This window comes from Streptomyces sp. NPDC056160 (assembly GCF_042268205.1).
Classification (GTDB): domain Bacteria; phylum Actinomycetota; class Actinomycetes; order Streptomycetales; family Streptomycetaceae; genus Streptomyces.
In genome coordinates, this window is the sequence record NZ_JBHJUW010000057.1 from 12782 (window position 1) to 27616 (window position 14835).

General features: G+C 73.8%; 12 protein-coding genes and 2 pseudogenes. 10 read left to right on the top strand and 4 right to left on the bottom strand.

The window, feature by feature from the left end; translation table 11 throughout:
* Positions 1-114: 114 nt before the first annotated feature.
* Positions 115-519, top strand: coding sequence for a VOC family protein (locus ACFC02_RS21875; RefSeq protein WP_376359715.1), 405 nt, complete (start codon positions 115-117; stop codon positions 517-519).
* On the opposite strand, the gene ACFC02_RS21880 is transcribed toward ACFC02_RS21875, so the two are convergent.
* Positions 499-1212 carry a helix-turn-helix domain-containing protein gene (locus ACFC02_RS21880; protein ID WP_376359718.1) on the bottom strand — a complete coding sequence of 238 codons (714 nt, stop codon included), beginning with the start codon at positions 1210-1212 and terminating at the stop codon, positions 499-501. The genes ACFC02_RS21875 and ACFC02_RS21880 overlap by 21 nt on opposite strands.
* 62 nt (positions 1213-1274) lie before the next feature.
* Positions 1275-2231 carry an AraC family transcriptional regulator gene (locus ACFC02_RS21885; RefSeq protein ID WP_376359721.1) on the bottom strand — a complete coding sequence of 319 codons (957 nt, stop codon included), beginning with the start codon at positions 2229-2231 and terminating at the stop codon, positions 1275-1277.
* Positions 2232-2324: 93 nt separating this feature from the next.
* Here ACFC02_RS21885 and ACFC02_RS21890 point away from each other — a divergent pair, with 93 nt between their 5' ends.
* Positions 2325-3203 (top strand): NmrA family NAD(P)-binding protein, encoded by an 879-nt coding sequence (locus ACFC02_RS21890; protein ID WP_376359724.1) that lies wholly within the window; start codon positions 2325-2327, stop codon positions 3201-3203.
* A 25-nt stretch (positions 3204-3228) separates the two neighbouring features.
* On the opposite strand, the gene ACFC02_RS21895 is transcribed toward ACFC02_RS21890, so the two are convergent.
* Positions 3229-4443, bottom strand: a complete 1215-nt coding sequence (locus ACFC02_RS21895) for a YihY/virulence factor BrkB family protein (protein WP_376359727.1) — start codon at positions 4441-4443, stop codon at positions 3229-3231.
* A 155-nt stretch (positions 4444-4598) separates the two neighbouring features.
* Here ACFC02_RS21895 and ACFC02_RS21900 point away from each other — a divergent pair, with 155 nt between their 5' ends.
* The 3 genes and pseudogenes from ACFC02_RS21900 to ACFC02_RS21910 all read left to right on the top strand — a co-directional run bounded on the left by ACFC02_RS21900 (position 4599) and on the right by ACFC02_RS21910 (position 9215).
* On the top strand, positions 4599-6239 hold the full coding sequence (locus ACFC02_RS21900) for an acyl-CoA dehydrogenase family protein (protein WP_376359730.1): 1641 nt from the start codon (positions 4599-4601) through the stop codon (positions 6237-6239).
* 114 nt (positions 6240-6353) lie between these two features.
* Positions 6354-7426, top strand: a pseudogene (locus tag ACFC02_RS21905) (GAF domain-containing protein); the annotation flags it as partial.
* 373 nt (positions 7427-7799) lie between these two features.
* The gene (locus ACFC02_RS21910; protein WP_376359732.1) at positions 7800-9215 is read left to right on the top strand and encodes a hypothetical protein; all 1416 of its coding nucleotides are present in this window, start codon (positions 7800-7802) and stop codon (positions 9213-9215) included.
* A gap of 22 nt (positions 9216-9237) precedes the next feature.
* Here the strand turns inward: ACFC02_RS21910 and ACFC02_RS21915 are convergent.
* Positions 9238-9774, bottom strand: a pseudogene (locus tag ACFC02_RS21915) (transposase); the annotation flags it as partial.
* An 80-nt stretch (positions 9775-9854) separates the two neighbouring features.
* Here ACFC02_RS21915 and ACFC02_RS21920 point away from each other — a divergent pair.
* The 5 genes from ACFC02_RS21920 (at position 9855) to ACFC02_RS21940 (ending at position 14830) form a co-directional block, all read left to right on the top strand.
* Positions 9855-11051: a hypothetical protein gene (locus ACFC02_RS21920; protein ID WP_376359735.1), complete on the top strand. Its 1197-nt coding sequence runs from the start codon at positions 9855-9857 to the stop codon at positions 11049-11051.
* A gap of 205 nt (positions 11052-11256) precedes the next feature.
* Positions 11257-11829 carry a GNAT family N-acetyltransferase gene (locus tag ACFC02_RS21925; RefSeq protein WP_376359738.1) on the top strand — a complete coding sequence of 191 codons (573 nt, stop codon included), beginning with the start codon at positions 11257-11259 and terminating at the stop codon, positions 11827-11829.
* A 417-nt stretch (positions 11830-12246) separates the two neighbouring features.
* Positions 12247-13941 (top strand): nitrite/sulfite reductase, encoded by a 1695-nt coding sequence (locus tag ACFC02_RS21930; protein WP_376359741.1) that lies wholly within the window; start codon positions 12247-12249, stop codon positions 13939-13941.
* On the top strand, positions 13938-14123 hold the full coding sequence (locus ACFC02_RS21935; protein WP_376359744.1) for a hypothetical protein: 186 nt from the start codon (positions 13938-13940) through the stop codon (positions 14121-14123). The genes ACFC02_RS21930 and ACFC02_RS21935 overlap by 4 nt, the downstream gene beginning before the upstream one ends.
* Entirely contained in the window at positions 14120-14830 is a 711-nt protein-coding gene (locus tag ACFC02_RS21940) for a phosphoadenylyl-sulfate reductase (RefSeq protein WP_376359747.1), read from the top strand. The genes ACFC02_RS21935 and ACFC02_RS21940 overlap by 4 nt, the downstream gene beginning before the upstream one ends.
* Positions 14831-14835 lie beyond the last annotated feature (5 nt).

Consider the following 14835-nt stretch of genomic DNA (forward strand, 5'->3'; position numbering starts at 1 on the left):
GGAACGCCTTCACCGGAGAAACGTCACTGATCGGCGTGTCGGGGCACCGGGGCGACGCGGCGGCTGTCCGTTTTCTTCAAGACCACCGGCCGGGTCCGTGCCTACCGTGGCCGCATGACTCCACGATTCGCCGTGGTCGGGCTGGTCACCTCCGACCTGGCCGCCTCGCTCGCCTTCTACCGCCGCCTCGGGCTCGTCTTCCCCGACGGTGCCGAACGACAGCCGCACGTCGAGGCCGAGTTGCCCGGCGGCCTGACCCTCGCGCTGGACACCGAGGACACCGTCCGCTCCTTCCACCCCGGGTGGCGGCCACCGGCCGGGGGCGGCCGGACGGCGCTGGCCTTCCACTGCGGCACACCGGCCGAGGTGGACTCCCTCTACGAGGATCTGGTCGGCGCGGGCCACCACGGGGAACTGAAGCCGTGGGACGCGTTCTGGGGGATGCGGTACGCGGTCGTGCACGACCCGGACGGCAACGGCGTCGACCTGTTCGCGCCACTACCCGCCGAGGCGCAGTAGCTCACCGAGCGTCCTGCCGCACAACGCCCGTACGTCCCGGGACAGGTGGGCCTGGTCGGCGTAACCGGCCCGGACCGCCGTCTGCGCGAACGGCACCCCGCCGCGGGCCAGCGCGAGGGCCCGCTGCATCCGCAGCACCCGGGCCAGCGTCTTGGGTCCGTAGCCGAAGGCGGCCAGGGAGCGGCGGTGCAGCAGGCGGGCGCCGAGCCCGAGTTCGTCGGCGGTCGCGGCGACCGGTCGGCCCGCCTCCAGGGCCGCGACCAGGTGCCGCAGCAGCGGGTCCGGCCCTTTGGCCCGCTCCGCCCGCTCCAGGGCCGCCTCCTCCAGGACGGCGGCCGGGTCCCGCGCCGTCTCCAGGCGGGCGCGCAGCCGCCGCACCGCGGGGGCGGGCCACAGGTCGGCCAGGTCGACCCGCCGGTCGCGCACCTCGTGCGCGGGCACGCCGAGACAGGCGGGCGCGGTGCCGGGGAAGAACCGCAGGCCCGCCCAGTGGGCGGGTGGCCCACCGGGGGCGTACGCCCGCGTGTCGGGCCCGGCGACCAGCAGCCGGCCCTCGCTCCACAGCAGGTCCATGCAGCCGTCGGGCAGGACGAGCCCCGCCCCGGCCCCGCCGGCCCGCGGGGCCTTCGCCCACACCACCGCGCCGGGCAGCCGGGCGGCCCGTTCGGCGTACCCGCCCGGTGCCGTGGCCACGTGGGCGGGGTCCGTCCGGGCCCCGCCCACACGGTCCGCCGTGCCCGGTCCGCTCGCCCCGCTCACTCCGCTCGGCCGCCGTGGTGCGCCGCCCGCGTCCGGTGTTCCTGCGGGCTGACGCCGTAGGAGCGCTTGAAGGCGGTGGAGAGCGCGAAGGCGCTGCCGTAGCCGACCTGGCGGGCGACGGCGGCGATGGTCTCGTCGGTGTCACGCAGCCGGTCGGCGGCCAGGGCCAGCCGCCAGTTCGTGAGGTACGTCATCGGCGGCTCCCCCACCAGCGCGGTGAAGCGGCGGGCCAGCGCGGCCCGGGAGACCCCGGCCCCGGCGGCGAGGGCGGCGACGGTCCACGGGTGCGCCGGGTCGTCCTGGACCAGGCGCAGCACCGGGCCGACGACCGGGTCCGCGAGCGCCCCGTACCAGGCGGGCGCCGCCGCGTCCGGCCGGGCGAACCAGGCCCGCAGCGCCGCGATGACCAGCAGGTCGAGGAGGCGGTCGAGGACGACCTCCTGCCCCGGTGCCTCCCGTACGATCTCCTCGGCCAGCAGCGGCGTGAGCGGGCACTGCCACACGTCGGAGGTCAGCGTGAGCAGCGGCGGCAGCGCGTCCAGCAGGCGGTTGCTGATCTCGCCCTTCATGGGGTACGTCCCGATCAGCATCACCGTCCCGCCGTCGAGCCGGTCGCCCCAGGTGCGCACGCCGAGGTCCATGGAGCCGTTCAGGGAGCGGCCGTCGGGGTAGCTGCACTCGCCGCCCGGCAGTATCAGCGCCTGCGGGGCCGTACCGGGGTCGTCGGCGCAGGTGTACGGGTCGGGGCCGCGCGCGATGGCCAGGTCGCCGGGGCCGATCCGCACCTTCTCCCCGTCGTCGGACACGATCCAGGCGTCGCCGCGGGCCATCAGCATCACCGTGAGCGGGGCCTCGTCCTCCACGCGTACCGCCCACGGCGCATCGAGGCAGGCGCGGATCATGAAGGCGCCGCGCGCGCGTGGGCCCTCCAGGAGACCTGCGAGTGCGTCCATGAAGACAGCGTAGACGCGGGCTGGACGCGCGCTTATGCGCGTGCGCGGATCAACGATGGTTCCCCTACGGGGCACGGCGGTTGACTGCTTTCCATGACACAGGACACGCGAGAGACGCAGGGCACGCGGACCGGCGGGCAGGCGGCGCCGGCGATGACGGTGGTGGTGACCGGTGCGTCGGGCCGTACGGGGAGCAGGGTCGCCGCGGCGGCCTCGGCGGCGGGGCTGACGGTGCGGGCGGCGTCCCGGGCGCGGGGCTTCGACTGGCGGGACGCGACGACGTGGGCGCCGGTACTGCGCGGCGCGGACGCGGCCTACCTCGTGTACCCCTCGGACGTCGGCGCGCCGGACGCGGCGGACACGGTCGGGCGGCTCGCCCGCGAGGCGGTCGCGCTCGGCGTGCGGCGGCTGGTGCTGCTGTCGGCGCGGGGCGAGGAGCAGGCGCTGCCCACCGAGAAGGCGCTGCGCGCGTCGGGGGCGTGCTGGACGGTGGTGCGGGCCGCGTGGTTCGCGCAGAACCTCAGCGAGGGGCCGCTGGTGGAGGAGCTGCGACAGAGCGGCGAACTGGTGTTCCCGGCCGGGGACGTGCGCGAGCCGTTCGTCGACGTGCGGGACGTCGCGGACGTCGTGGTGGCCGCGCTGACCTCGGGCGACCGGTACGCCGGCCAGGTGATCGAGGTGTCCGGGCCGCGGCTGCTGACGTTCGGCGAGGCGGTCGCGGAAGCCTCCGCGGCGGCGGGGCGCGCGCTGGCGTACCGACCGGTGCCGGTGCGGGCGTACGGGCAGGCGCTGGCCGGGTTCGGGGTGCCGGCCGAGGAGGCGGAGTTCCTGGTCGAACTGTTCGGGACGCTGCTGGACGGGCGGAACTCCTACCTGTCCGACGGGGTGCGGCAGGTGCTCGGACGCGAGCCCCGGGACTTCGCCGGCTTCGCGCGGGAGGCGGCGGCGGCCGGAGTGTGGAAGGAGTCCTGACGCTCGGTCCGGCGCCCGGCGGCACTCACGCGTCGGGCCCCGATCCGTTCCGGTTCTCCTTCGGCTCCTCCTTGTGCGGGCCGCCGCGCGCCTGGGCGCTCTTCGCATGGGCCCGCAGGCGTGCGGTCACGTCCTCGGGGGGCAGGAAACGCGACCAGCGCTCGGGGAACTCCGACGGCATGTCGGCGCAGTCCGTGCCGTCGTCGGCGTCGTCGAAGTCGTCGAAGGCGCCCGGGGCCGCCCCCCGGACGGCGGCGGCCCGCGCGACGTACTCGGCGATCTGCGCCTCGCGCACCCGTTCGTTGGCGGCACGCGCCGCGGCGGTCGCGGCGGCCGGCCAGACCCGGTCGATGGCGGCGTTGACCGCGGCCCCCACGAGCACCGCGAACGCGGACACACCGATCCACAGCAGCACGGCGACCGGCGCGGCCAGCGAGCCGTAGATGGTGGGGCCCTCGACGGTGCTGGTCAGGTAGATGCGCAGCACGAAACTGCACACCACCCACATGGCCAGGGCGACCAGCGCGCCGGGCACGTCCTCGATCCACGGGGAGCGCACGGGCACGGACACGTGGTAGAGCGTGGTCAGGAAGGCGACGGACAGCACGATGACGACCGGCCAGTACAGCACCTGCACGACGGTCGTCGACCACGGCACGACGCGGACCACCGCGTCCGGTCCCGCCACCATCAGCGGCAGCGCGACGGAGCCGATCAGCAGCGCGACCACGAAGAGCAGGAAGGCCATCAGCCGGGTCCTGACGATGCCGCGCACGCCGTCGAGGCCGTACATCACGGTGATGGTGTCGATGAAGACGTTCACCGCGCGCGAGCCCGACCAGAGCGCGAACACGAACCCGATGGAGACGATGTCCGGCCGGCCGCCCTGCATCACGTCCCGCAGGATCGGCTGGGTGATCTCCTTGACGCCCTGGTCGGACAGGACCGTCCGGGAGGCGTCCATGATGTTGCGCTCCAGACTGGCGATGGTGTGCGCGCCGGTCCAGGAGTCGACGTAGAAGAGCAGGGCGATGAGGCTCAGCAGCAGCGGCGGCACGGAGAGCAGGGTGAAGAACGCGGCCTCGGCGGCGAGGCCGAGGATGCGGTACTCCATGCACGAATTGACGGTGTCCTTGAGCAGCAGCCAGGCGGTCCTGCGCTTGGAGACGTTCCGGTAGAGGGCACGGGCCCGGTGGAAGCGGCCGGTCGGCCTGTCGGGGGATTCGCTGGCTGGCTGCACGACCCAAAGGTATCCCTGTCCTGCCCTGTCGCCCTCATCACCGGGGCATCACGGAGATCGCCGTCCACCGGGGCGGCACGGGAGCACCGCCGCCGCCCTGGGATCGGCGGTGCCGGTGTGGTGGCGGGTGCCGCGGCGCGGGTAGGTTCCGTGCCATGGCAGCCAGCACTCACTCCGTGACCAACCAGGTGCCCCCGCTGGTCGGCTACGACGTCTTCGCCGCCGACCGGGCGCTGACCGAGGCGGTCGCACGGCACGTCGACGCCGGATCCGGCCTGCTCGACGAGGTCCGCGGCGAGCTGTCCGCGCTCGGGCGGGCCGCGGGCTCGGCCCAGCTCCAGGAGTGGGGCGCGCAGGCGAACGAGAACCCGCCCCGGCTGCGCACCCACGACCGCTACGGCCACCGGATCGACGAAGTCGACTTCCACCCGGCCTGGCACCGGCTGCTCGGCAAGGGCGTCTCGGCCGGTCTCACCGCCGCCTGGACCCGCCCGGCCGGCCACGTGCGGCGCGCGGCGGGCTTCCTCGTGTGGACGCAGGTCGAGGCAGGCAACGGCTGCCCGCTCTCCATGACCCACGCGGCGGTGCCCGCCCTGCGCGCCGACCCGGAACTGGCGGCCGAGTGGGAGCCCCGGCTGACGTCCATGGTCTACGACCGGGAGCTGCGGCCCGCGCACCTGAAGGCCGGCGCCCTGTTCGGGATGGGCATGACGGAGAAGCAGGGCGGCAGCGACGTACGGGCGAACACCACGGCCGCGCGGCCGCTCGCCGAGGACGGCACGTACGAGCTGACCGGGCACAAGTGGTTCTGCTCGGCGCCGATGTCGGACGGCTTCCTGGTCCTCGCCCAGGCCCCGGGCGGGCTGACCTGCTTCCTCGTCCCGCGCGTGCTGGCGGACGGCACCCGCAACGTGTTCCTGATCCAGCGGCTGAAGGACAAACTGGGCAATCGGTCGAACGCCTCGGCGGAGGTCGAGTTCGCCGGGACGTGGGCGCGCCGGGTCGGTGAGGAGGGGCGCGGGGTGCGCACCATCATCGAGATGGTGGCGGCGACCCGGCTGGACTGCGCGCTCGGCTCGGCGGGGCTGATGCGGCAGGCCGTGGCGCAGGCGGTGCACCACTGCGCCCACCGGGAGGCGTTCGGCGGGCCGCTCCTGGACAAGCCGCTGATGCGCAACGTCCTCGCCGATCTGGCCCTGGAGTCGGAGGCGGCGACCACGCTGGTGCTGCGGCTCGCGGCGGCCTGGGACGACGGCGGCGAGCAGGAGCGCGCGCTGCTGCGGATCGCGGTGCCGGCCGCCAAGTACTGGGTGACCAAACGCTGCGCGCCACTCGTGGTGGAGGCCGCGGAGTGCCTGGGCGGCAACGGGTACGTCGAGGAGTCCGGGCTGCCCCGCCTGGTGCGGGAGTCGCCGCTCAACTCCGTCTGGGAGGGCGCGGGCAACGTCCAGGCCCTCGACGTGCTGCGCGCGCTGCGCCGCGAGCCGCAGGCACTCGACGCCTATCTGCGGGAGGTGGGCCTGGCCCGCGGTGCCGACCACCGGCTCGACGCCGCGATCAAGGACCTGCTCACCGAACTCGCCGACCTGGAGGGCGTCGAAGCGCGCGCCCGCCGCCTGGTGGAGCGGCTGGCGCTGGTCCTCCAGGGCGCGCTGCTGGTGCGCCACGCGCCGCCCGAGGTCGCCGACGTCTTCTGCGCCTCCCGGCTGGGCGGCGACCACGGCGCCGCCTTCGGCACCCTGCCGCACACCCTGGACCTGGCGTCGCTGGTGGAACGCGCCCGTCCGATGCCCTGAGGCGCCCCGAGAGGTCCTGAGAGGCGGCGCTGCGCGTGGGCGGAGGCCGGGCGCCGGCTCGCCGGGCGACCGGTGAACGGGCGCCGATCCGCCGAGTGGCCGATGGCCGGGCGCGCGCTGCGGCACGTCCTGCCGGTGCTGCGCGAGAGGCTGCTGTCGGTCACGGACGCGGCGCGGCACATCGTGGTGGTCGCCGACGAGGACGGCGGGTGCTGTGGCGCGAGGGGCACGCGTCGGTGCCGCGCACGGCCGACGGGCTCGGGTCCGAGCTCGGCGCCGACTGGCGGGAGGACGTCGTCGGCACCAACGGGGTCGGCACTCCGGCGGTGGTGCGCCGACCCGTACAGGTCTTCGCCTCGGAGCACTTCGTGCGCTCGCACACCACCTGGACCCGCACCGGGGCGCCCGTCACCGATCCGCGCGACGGCCGGCTGATCGGTGTGGTGGACGTCAGTGGGCCGCTGGAGAGCATGCACCCCACCACGCCGGCCCGGGTGGACTCGGTGGCCACACTGGCCGAGGCCGGGCTGCGGGAGATGCGCCTGGCCGCGCCGGAACGGCTGCGCGCGGTGGCCGCTTCGGTGCCGGCCCGGTTGCGCGGCCCGGCCGCGGTGGTGGACCGGGACGGCTGGACGGCAGCGGCGACCGGAATGCCGTACCCCGCGCGGATCGCCCTGCCCGCGTCCTGTGCACCCGGCCGGCGTCGGCTGCCGGCGGTCGGGCTGTGCCCGCTGGGGCCGCTGGCCGGCGGCTGGCTGCTGGCTGCTGGCTGCTGCGGGCGGGCGGGCGAGGAGGCCGCCCCACCTGGCGACACTGGCATCGTCCCGGACCTGTCCCGTCCGCGCCGCTGGCCGGTCGCCGTCTCGGGCGGCGCCGGCACCTGGGCACGCGAACCGAGCCCGCGCCACGCGGAACACCTGTGCCTCCTCGCCGTGCACCGGGCCGGCCGCAGCGCCGCCGACCTGACCGTGGAGGTGTTCGGGGACCCGTCCCGCACGGTCACCGTCCGGGCGGCGATGTCGCGCGTACGCCGGTCCTTGGGGCCGCTGCTCGAACACCGGCCGTACCGCTTCCGCGAGGACGCCGAGGTCCAGGTGCTGCTCCCGGCCGACCCCCGCGACCTGCTGCCGCAGTCGGCGGCCCCGTCGGTGCGCCGGGGGCGGCCGGCGCCGTCCACCGTGCCCTGAAGAGGCCGGCCACCGTGCCATGAGGAGACCGCGCCTTGAAGGCACCGTGCCCTGAAGCACCGCGCCTCGAAGCACCGCGCATCGAAGGGGAGGGAGCGCACGAGGGGAGCGCGCGCGAAAGCCGCTGTGCGCCAGTTCCTCGGGCCGCGCGCCCCAGGTACGCGGAGGGCGCGCCCCAGGCGAGCGGGCCGCGCGACCTCGCATCTCACCCACGTTTACAGGGTCTTCGCCATACGGCGCGCCCAACTGCCGTAGCATCACCGTGGGTCGCCCCATCCGCTCCTTGCTCAACGCTCGGATCGCGCGGCGCAGTTGACCCGCCCGGCCGGCGGGCGTCCCGGAGGCGGGCCGAGCCCTGGACCAAGGGGGTTGGATGAGGCAACGCGGGCGACACCGTCGGCGCAGGCGGGGCAGGGCGCTGCGCGCGGTCCTGGCCGGGGCCGGACTGGCGCTGACCGCCACCGCCACCCTGATCAGCGCCTCGCAGGCCACGGTCACCGACGACCCCGGCGCTCTCCAGCCGCTCACCTCGGCCGCCGAACTGGGCGGACTGAAACTCACCGAACAACCCGTACCCGCCCGCTCCCTGGACCGGCTCGCCGCGTCCATGGGCCGCCCGGTCGACGCCGGTACGGTGCTGAGCGACACCGACCGCAACCTGCGCGACGCCGCCGACTGCACGGGCGAGGAGAAGAAGGCCCTGCCCGTCGAACCGGCGGCCACCCGCGCCTACTGCTGGGACACCGAGGATGCGGCCACCCAGGCGTGGCGCCCGGAGTCCGTGGCCGCCTCGGGGGACGCCGGGGGCGACGGCCGCTGGGGCACGCACCGGCTGCTCCTCTCCGGCTGGACCCACCGCGGCGACGACACCGGGCGGGGGCGGCTGGCGCGGGTGGCGTTCGTGGACGCCGACGACCCGGCCCGCCTCACCTACACCTGGGCGCTGCTGACCGTCCCGGTCGCCGACGGACGCGACTACCGGGCGCTCGCGTCCCGCGTCTCGGGCATGGTCCGGTACCAGGACAAACTGCTCGTGACCACCTCGGACGGCGAGCGCGACGCGCTGTACGTCTACGACCTGCGCCGCATCCAGCGGGCCACCGTCGCCGGCGACGCGGTCGGCCGGGTCCCGGGCGGCTGGTCCGCGCACGGCTACCGCTGGGTCCTCCCGGCAGTCGCCTCCTACCGCCCGGCGGAGGGCAGCTGCGCCCGGACGGCGGACGCGGGCGGCACGGGCAGGGCCGCGAGCGGTTCGGGCACCACGTCCGCGGCAGACCGTACGTCCGGCCCGGACGGTGCCGCACCCCCCTGTCCCACCGGCCTCTCCCTCGACGCCAGTTCCGTGCCGGACAGCCTGGTCGCGAGCGAGACGGCGGCCGCGGACGGCGACCGCCACACCCGCCTGTGGCGCTACCCCTTCAGCACGGATCCCGCGCGCGCCGGACTCCTGGCCGCGGACTCCTCCGGGACCGTGACGGCGGGCGAGGCGTACGAGACCGAGGCGAACGGCGTACGGGGCGTGCTCTCGCACCGCACGGGCCCCTCCGGCCACACCGACTGGTACCTGGGCCGGACGGCCGGGAAGCGGGGCGGGCACGGCACGCTGTGGCGGCAGGACGTGAACGGCGCCGAGGCCACGGAGTGCGGGGCGTCGGGCGACACGCACCGCTGCTGGGGCGACGGCACCGGTTCCCTGTCCTACGTGCCGCAGACCGGCGAACTGTGGTCCGTCTCCGGACGCACGCTGTTCGCCTTACCCCTGTCCTCCCTCGAACACGAACTGCACTAGAAGACTCATGGACGAGCCAGGCGACGGCGCGTTGGACCGGTGGTCGCCGGCGCCGGTAGTCCGCTTGCCGGTCGGGGTCGGTGACGGCCTTGTGGCGGGCAGCCGCGAGCAGGTCGTGAGGGGAGCGGATGGTCAGGATGCGGCCTGACTCGGCTTCGGTGCACCGCTCACGCAGGGGGCATCCGGTGCACAGTTCCCGAAGGCTGCCTTGCGCTGGTTGTGCCGCTCCCCAGGGGTCGACAGGGCAACGGTGTGTTCCCGGGGGCAGGTGAGCGTGGCGACGGCGGTGTCGATGGCGAAGTCGTCCAGGGTGAAGCCGCCGGGGACAGCTGCCTCGTAGCGGAGCGGGTGTGAAAAACAGCCGGCGGCCTGCTGCTTCGGCCGTGCCGTAGGAGTGCTGCAATCGGGCCCGGGGCACGTCGTCCAGGCCTGCCGAAAGGTCGCTCGTCACAGCATCCGGTCCCGGCTCACACGAGTTCGGCTTCGGCATTCCACTGCGGCCGCGCCCGACGTCGTGAAGACTGAGTGAAGTTCCTGTGCGGCGAGTGGTGTTACCCATGGGAACTCTCCGAGCGCGACGTGACACAGCACCATCACAGTGCCATTCCGAGGAAGTCCACGAGACGAGGAACGCGCGTCATGAGCATCGGCATCAGAGCCCTGTGGTCCGCGGGCGCCGCCACCATCGCCCTGGCCACCGCCTGCACCCTCACGCTGACCACGGCCGGCAGCGCGTCGGCCGACACCGGCCCGACGGCCAACGCGGCCGCCGACCTGCCCCTCCCGCCCGGCGCCACCTCGAGCTACCCCGCAGCAATCAACGGCAACGGGGTGATCGTCGGCCACACCGCCGGTCCCGGCAACCAGATGTCTCCGGTCCGTTGGAACCCGGACCTCAGCCCCACTACACTCCCGCTGCTGCCCGGGGACCCGATGGGCTACGTCGAGGCCGTCAGCGACGACGGCACCGCCGCCGGCTGGTCGGGGAGCCACACGGTGCGCTGGGCGCCCGACGGCACGGTCACCCGACTGCAGCCGCTGCCCGGCGACACCAGCACCGTCTTCCGCGCGATGAGCCGCACCGGTATCGCGGTGGGAGAGTCCGCGCTCGGCGGGACCTACCACGCAGTGAAGTGGCGCCCGGACGGCCAGGCCGTCCAGCTCGCTCCGCTCAAGGGTGACACCCTCACCTTCGCCCTCTCGGTCAACAGCTCGGGCACGGTCGCCGGCGTCTCCTTCTCGGACTACAACGCCTACCACCCCGTGAAGTGGGACCCGGACGGCAATCCCGTCCCGCTCGACCCGGCCTCGGCCTACTCCACCGCATGGGTCGTCCGGATCAACGACGCCGGCACCGTGCTCGCGCGGGGGGCCGTGCCGACCGGTGGCACGATCGCCCAGTCCCACTCCGTGACGTGGGGCGCCGACGGCACCGTCACGGACCTGGGCCCGCGCTCCAACGCGAACGACATCAACGCTTCGGGCACCGTCGTCGGTCGGCAGCTCGGAGCGGACAACATCGACTACACCGCGACGAGTTGGAGCCCCGACGGCACCGCCACGGCGATCGGCTCCGCGTACGAGTACACCACGGCCGTCGCCGTCAACGACGCCGGTGTCTCCGTCGGGTACACGGGGGCCAAGGTCCCGTCCGACCAGCACCGCTTCGCCCTCCGCTACGAGGCCGACGGGAGCCTGACCGAACTGAACGTGACACCGCAGGGCAGCAACTCCTACGCCACGTCCATCAACAGCGCCGGCGTGGCCGTCGGCGTCCGGATCGCCTTCCCGGCACCGGGAAGTTCCACGAGCACCGCGGTGATCTGGCGGCCGTAGCCCCGCCCACCCGTCCGGGGCCCGCGCACGCGGGGCGGACCCCGGGCAGTTCGCCACCTACCGGGGCGGCGGGCCCGCCGCCCCCGAAGCAGCCGCCGGTCGGGCCGCCCGGACCCGACACGGCCCTCGACCAGCACAAGCCCCTCGGTCGACCGCACCCCGCCTCGATCGACAGGAACCCCGGCCGGATGATTCCCTGGCCGGCATGACGAACATCGCCGTGACCACCTGGTCCCTGGAGCAGAGCGCCCCGGCCGACCTCCTGCCGGCCACCGCGCCCGAGGGGGACGTCCGGGTCGTCCGCTCCGAGGTGCCCTCGCCCGAGTTCAACCGGTTCCTGTACGCGTCGGTGGGCGGCGACATCCGCTGGACGGACCGGCTCGGCTGGTCGTACGCCCGGTGGGGTGCGTACCTGGAGCGTCCCGGGGTCGAGACGTGGGTGGCGTACGACCGGGGCACGCCCGCGGGATACGTCGAACTGGAGGCGCAGGACGACGGGGTGGTCGAGATCGTCTACTTCGGGCTGATCCCCGCCTTCCGCGGCCGGCGGATCGGCGGGTACCTGCTGTCGTACGGGGCCGCCCGCGCCTGGGACCTCGCCGACCGCTGGCCGGATCTCGCGCCGACGAAGCGGGTGTGGCTGCACACGTGCAGCAAGGACGGCGAGCACGCGATGGACAACTACCGGCGCCGCGGGTTCAAGCTCTTCGACACCAAGGTCGAGGAGGAGGCGGAGGTGGCCACTCCGGGTCCTTGGCCCGGCGCCTTCCCGGCCTGATCCGCCCGACGCCTCCCCGGCCCGCTCCGGGCGGCGCCTCCCCGCCTGTTCCGAGCGGGGGCAACCGCTTTCCCCTACCTGCCCGACGACACCCTTGTCCCGCATCCCGGGACAAGGGTGTCCGCACTTTGGACAAAGGTGGACTGTGTCCAGATCGCCGTGCCACGCTGCGGTCATGTCTGGAACTGGAACCGCCTTGGTGAGCCGACGGCACGTCGACCACGGCCGCATGTCCAGCGCCATCTGTCCGGCGAGCTGACTCGCCCGCAGTGGCCTGAGGCCACGGGCACAGCACCACCCGGATCTTCTGTCTCCCCTTCTCCGCGCAACGACGCGCCCGCCTGCCTGTCTGCCCATGCGCCCGCATCCGCGCAGGTCAGAGCCGCATACCCTGCTGTCCCGAAGGACGTATCGACCATGGCCGCCGCCTCTTCGCAGAACTCCGTCGCGCCCCGCCGCAAGGTGAGCCGTCACCGTGGCGAGGGACAGTGGGCCGTGGGGCACCTGACCCCGCTCAACGGCAACGAACAGCTCAAGAAGGACGACGACGGTCTCAATGTGCGGACACGCATTGAGACGATCTACTCCAAGCGCGGTTTCCACGCCATCGACCCCAATGACCTGCGGGGACGTTTCCGCTGGTGGGGTCTGTACACCCAGCGGCGCCCCGGGATCGACGGCGGCCGCACCGGCCTGCTGGAGCCCGAGGAGCTGGAGGACGAGTACTTCATGATGCGCGTCCGCATCACGGGCGGACGGCTCACCACCGAGCAACTGCGGGCGATCGGCGAGGTCTCGGAGACGTACGCGCGGGGCACCGCCGACATCACCGACCGGCAGAACATCCAGTTCCACTGGGTGCGCATCGAGGACGTGCCCGCCATCTGGGAACGCCTTGAGTCGGTCGGCCTGTCCACCACCGAGGCGTGCGGCGACTGCCCGCGCGGCATGCTCGGCTCCCCGGTCGCGGGCGTCGCCGAGGACGAGATCATCGACGGCTCGGCCGCGCTGGACGAGATCGCCCGCCGCTTCATCGGCGACCCGCGCTTCTCCAACCTGCCGCGCAAGTTCAAGACGGCCGTCTCCGGCTCCCCGCTCCTCGACGTGGCGCACGAGATCAACGACATCTCCTTCGTCGGCGTGGTCCACCCCGAACACGGCCCCGGTTTCGACCTGTGGGTCGGCGGCGGCCTGTCCACCAACCCCCGGTTCGGCGTGCGGCTGGGCGCCTGGGTGCCGGAGGCCGAGGTGCCGGACGTCTGGGAGGGCGTCACCTCGATCTTCCGGGACTACGGCTACCGGCGGCTGCGCAACCGGGCCCGGCTGAAGTTCCTGGTCGCCGACTGGGGCGCGGAGAAGTTCCGCCAGGTACTGGAGGACGAGTACCTGAACCGCAAGCTGATCGACGGCCCCGCGCCCGAGATGCCCGCGCAGGCCTGGCGCGACCACATCGGCGTGCACCGGCAGAAGGACGGCCGCTTCTACGTCGGTTTCGCCCCGCGCGTGGGCCGGATGGACGGCTCGCTGCTCACCAAGGTCGCCGCGCTGGCCGAGGAGCACGGCTCGGGACGGGTCTCCACCACCGTCGAGCAGAAGATGATCGTCCTGGACGTCCCCGAGGACCGGGTCGACTCGCTGGTCGACGGCCTGGAGGCGCTGGATCTGAGGGTCACCCCGTCCCCGTTCCGGCGCGGCACGATGGCCTGCACCGGCATCGAGTTCTGCAAGCTCGCGATCGTCGAGACCAAGGACCGCGGCAGCGATCTCATCGACGAACTGGAGCGCCGGCTGCCCGACTTCGACGAGCCGGTCACCATCAACATCAACGGCTGCCCGAACGCCTGCGCCCGCATCCAGACCGCGGACATCGGTCTCAAGGGCCAGCTGGTCACCGACGCCGACGGCAACCAGGTCGGCGGCTACCAGGTCCACCTGGGCGGCGCCCTCGGTCTCGAGCCGTCCTTCGGCCGCAAGGTCCGCGGCCTGAAGGTGACCTCCGACGAACTGCCCGACTACATCGAGCGGCTCCTCACGCGCTTCCAGGCGGAGCGCGAGGACGGCGAGCGCTTCGCCGTCTGGGCGGCGCGGGCGTCGGACGAGGCGCTGTCGTGAGCGAGCGTGCGGCGCCGTTCTACTGCCCCTACTGCGGCGAGGAGGACCTGCGCCCGGGTGAGGAGGGCCACGGAGTGTGGGAGTGCGCGGCGTGCAACCGGGGCTTCCAGCTGAAGTTCCGCGGGCTGCTGGCCCGTGGGCTCCGGCAGACGGGCGACGACGGAGGGGACGAGCAGACATGACGGCGACTCAGCAGGATCGCTCCGCCGAGGAGTTGAAGGAGCTGGCCGAGCAGGCCGGCCGCGACCTGGAGGACGTCTCCGCGCTGGAGATCCTCCAGTGGGCGGCCGACACCTTCGGCAAGCGGTTCTGCGTGACCTCCTCCATGGAGGACGCGGTGGTCGCCCACCTCGCCTCCCGCGCGATGCCCGGCGTGGACGTGGTGTTCCTCGACACCGGCTACCACTTCCCGGAGACCATCGGTACCCGCGACGCCGTCGAGGCCGTGATGGACGTCAACGTCATCACCTTGACCCCGCGGCAGACGGTGGCCGAGCAGGACGCCGAGTACGGCCCGAAACTGCACGACCGCGACCCCGACCTGTGCTGCGCGCTGCGCAAGGTGCGACCGCTCCAGGAAGGCCTGACCGGCTACCGGGCGTGGGCCACCGGACTGCGCCGCGACGAGTCCCCGACCCGGGCGAACACCCCGGTCGTCGGCTGGGACGAGAAGCGGCAGAAGGTCAAGATCTCCCCGATCGCCCGCTGGACGCAGGACGACGTGGACGCCTACGTCAGCGAACACGGCGTCCTCACCAACCCGCTGCTGACGGACGGCTACGGCTCCGTCGGCTGCGCGCCCTGCACCCGCCGCCTGCTGGAGGGCGAGGACGCGCGGGCCGGGCGCTGGGCGGGCCGTGCCAAGACCGAGTGCGGGTTGCACGGCTGACCATG

Bases quoted from the DNA above. Each gene is read 5' to 3' on its own strand.
- ACFC02_RS21875 (WP_376359715.1), top strand. From the start codon at position 115: ATGACTCCACGATTCGCCGTGGTCGGGCTGGTCACCTCCGACCTGGCC.
- ACFC02_RS21885 (WP_376359721.1), bottom strand. From the start codon at position 2,231: ATGGACGCACTCGCAGGTCTCCTGGAGGGCCCACGCGCGCGCGGCGCC.
- ACFC02_RS21890 (WP_376359724.1), top strand. From the start codon at position 2,325: ATGACACAGGACACGCGAGAGACGCAGGGCACGCGGACCGGCGGGCAG.
- ACFC02_RS21900 (WP_376359730.1), top strand. From the start codon at position 4,599: ATGGCAGCCAGCACTCACTCCGTGACCAACCAGGTGCCCCCGCTGGTC.
- ACFC02_RS21910 (WP_376359732.1), top strand. From the start codon at position 7,800: ATGAGGCAACGCGGGCGACACCGTCGGCGCAGGCGGGGCAGGGCGCTG.
- ACFC02_RS21920 (WP_376359735.1), top strand. From the start codon at position 9,855: ATGAGCATCGGCATCAGAGCCCTGTGGTCCGCGGGCGCCGCCACCATC.
- ACFC02_RS21925 (WP_376359738.1), top strand. From the start codon at position 11,257: ATGACGAACATCGCCGTGACCACCTGGTCCCTGGAGCAGAGCGCCCCG.
- ACFC02_RS21930 (WP_376359741.1), top strand. From the start codon at position 12,247: ATGGCCGCCGCCTCTTCGCAGAACTCCGTCGCGCCCCGCCGCAAGGTG.
- ACFC02_RS21940 (WP_376359747.1), top strand. From the start codon at position 14,120: ATGACGGCGACTCAGCAGGATCGCTCCGCCGAGGAGTTGAAGGAGCTG.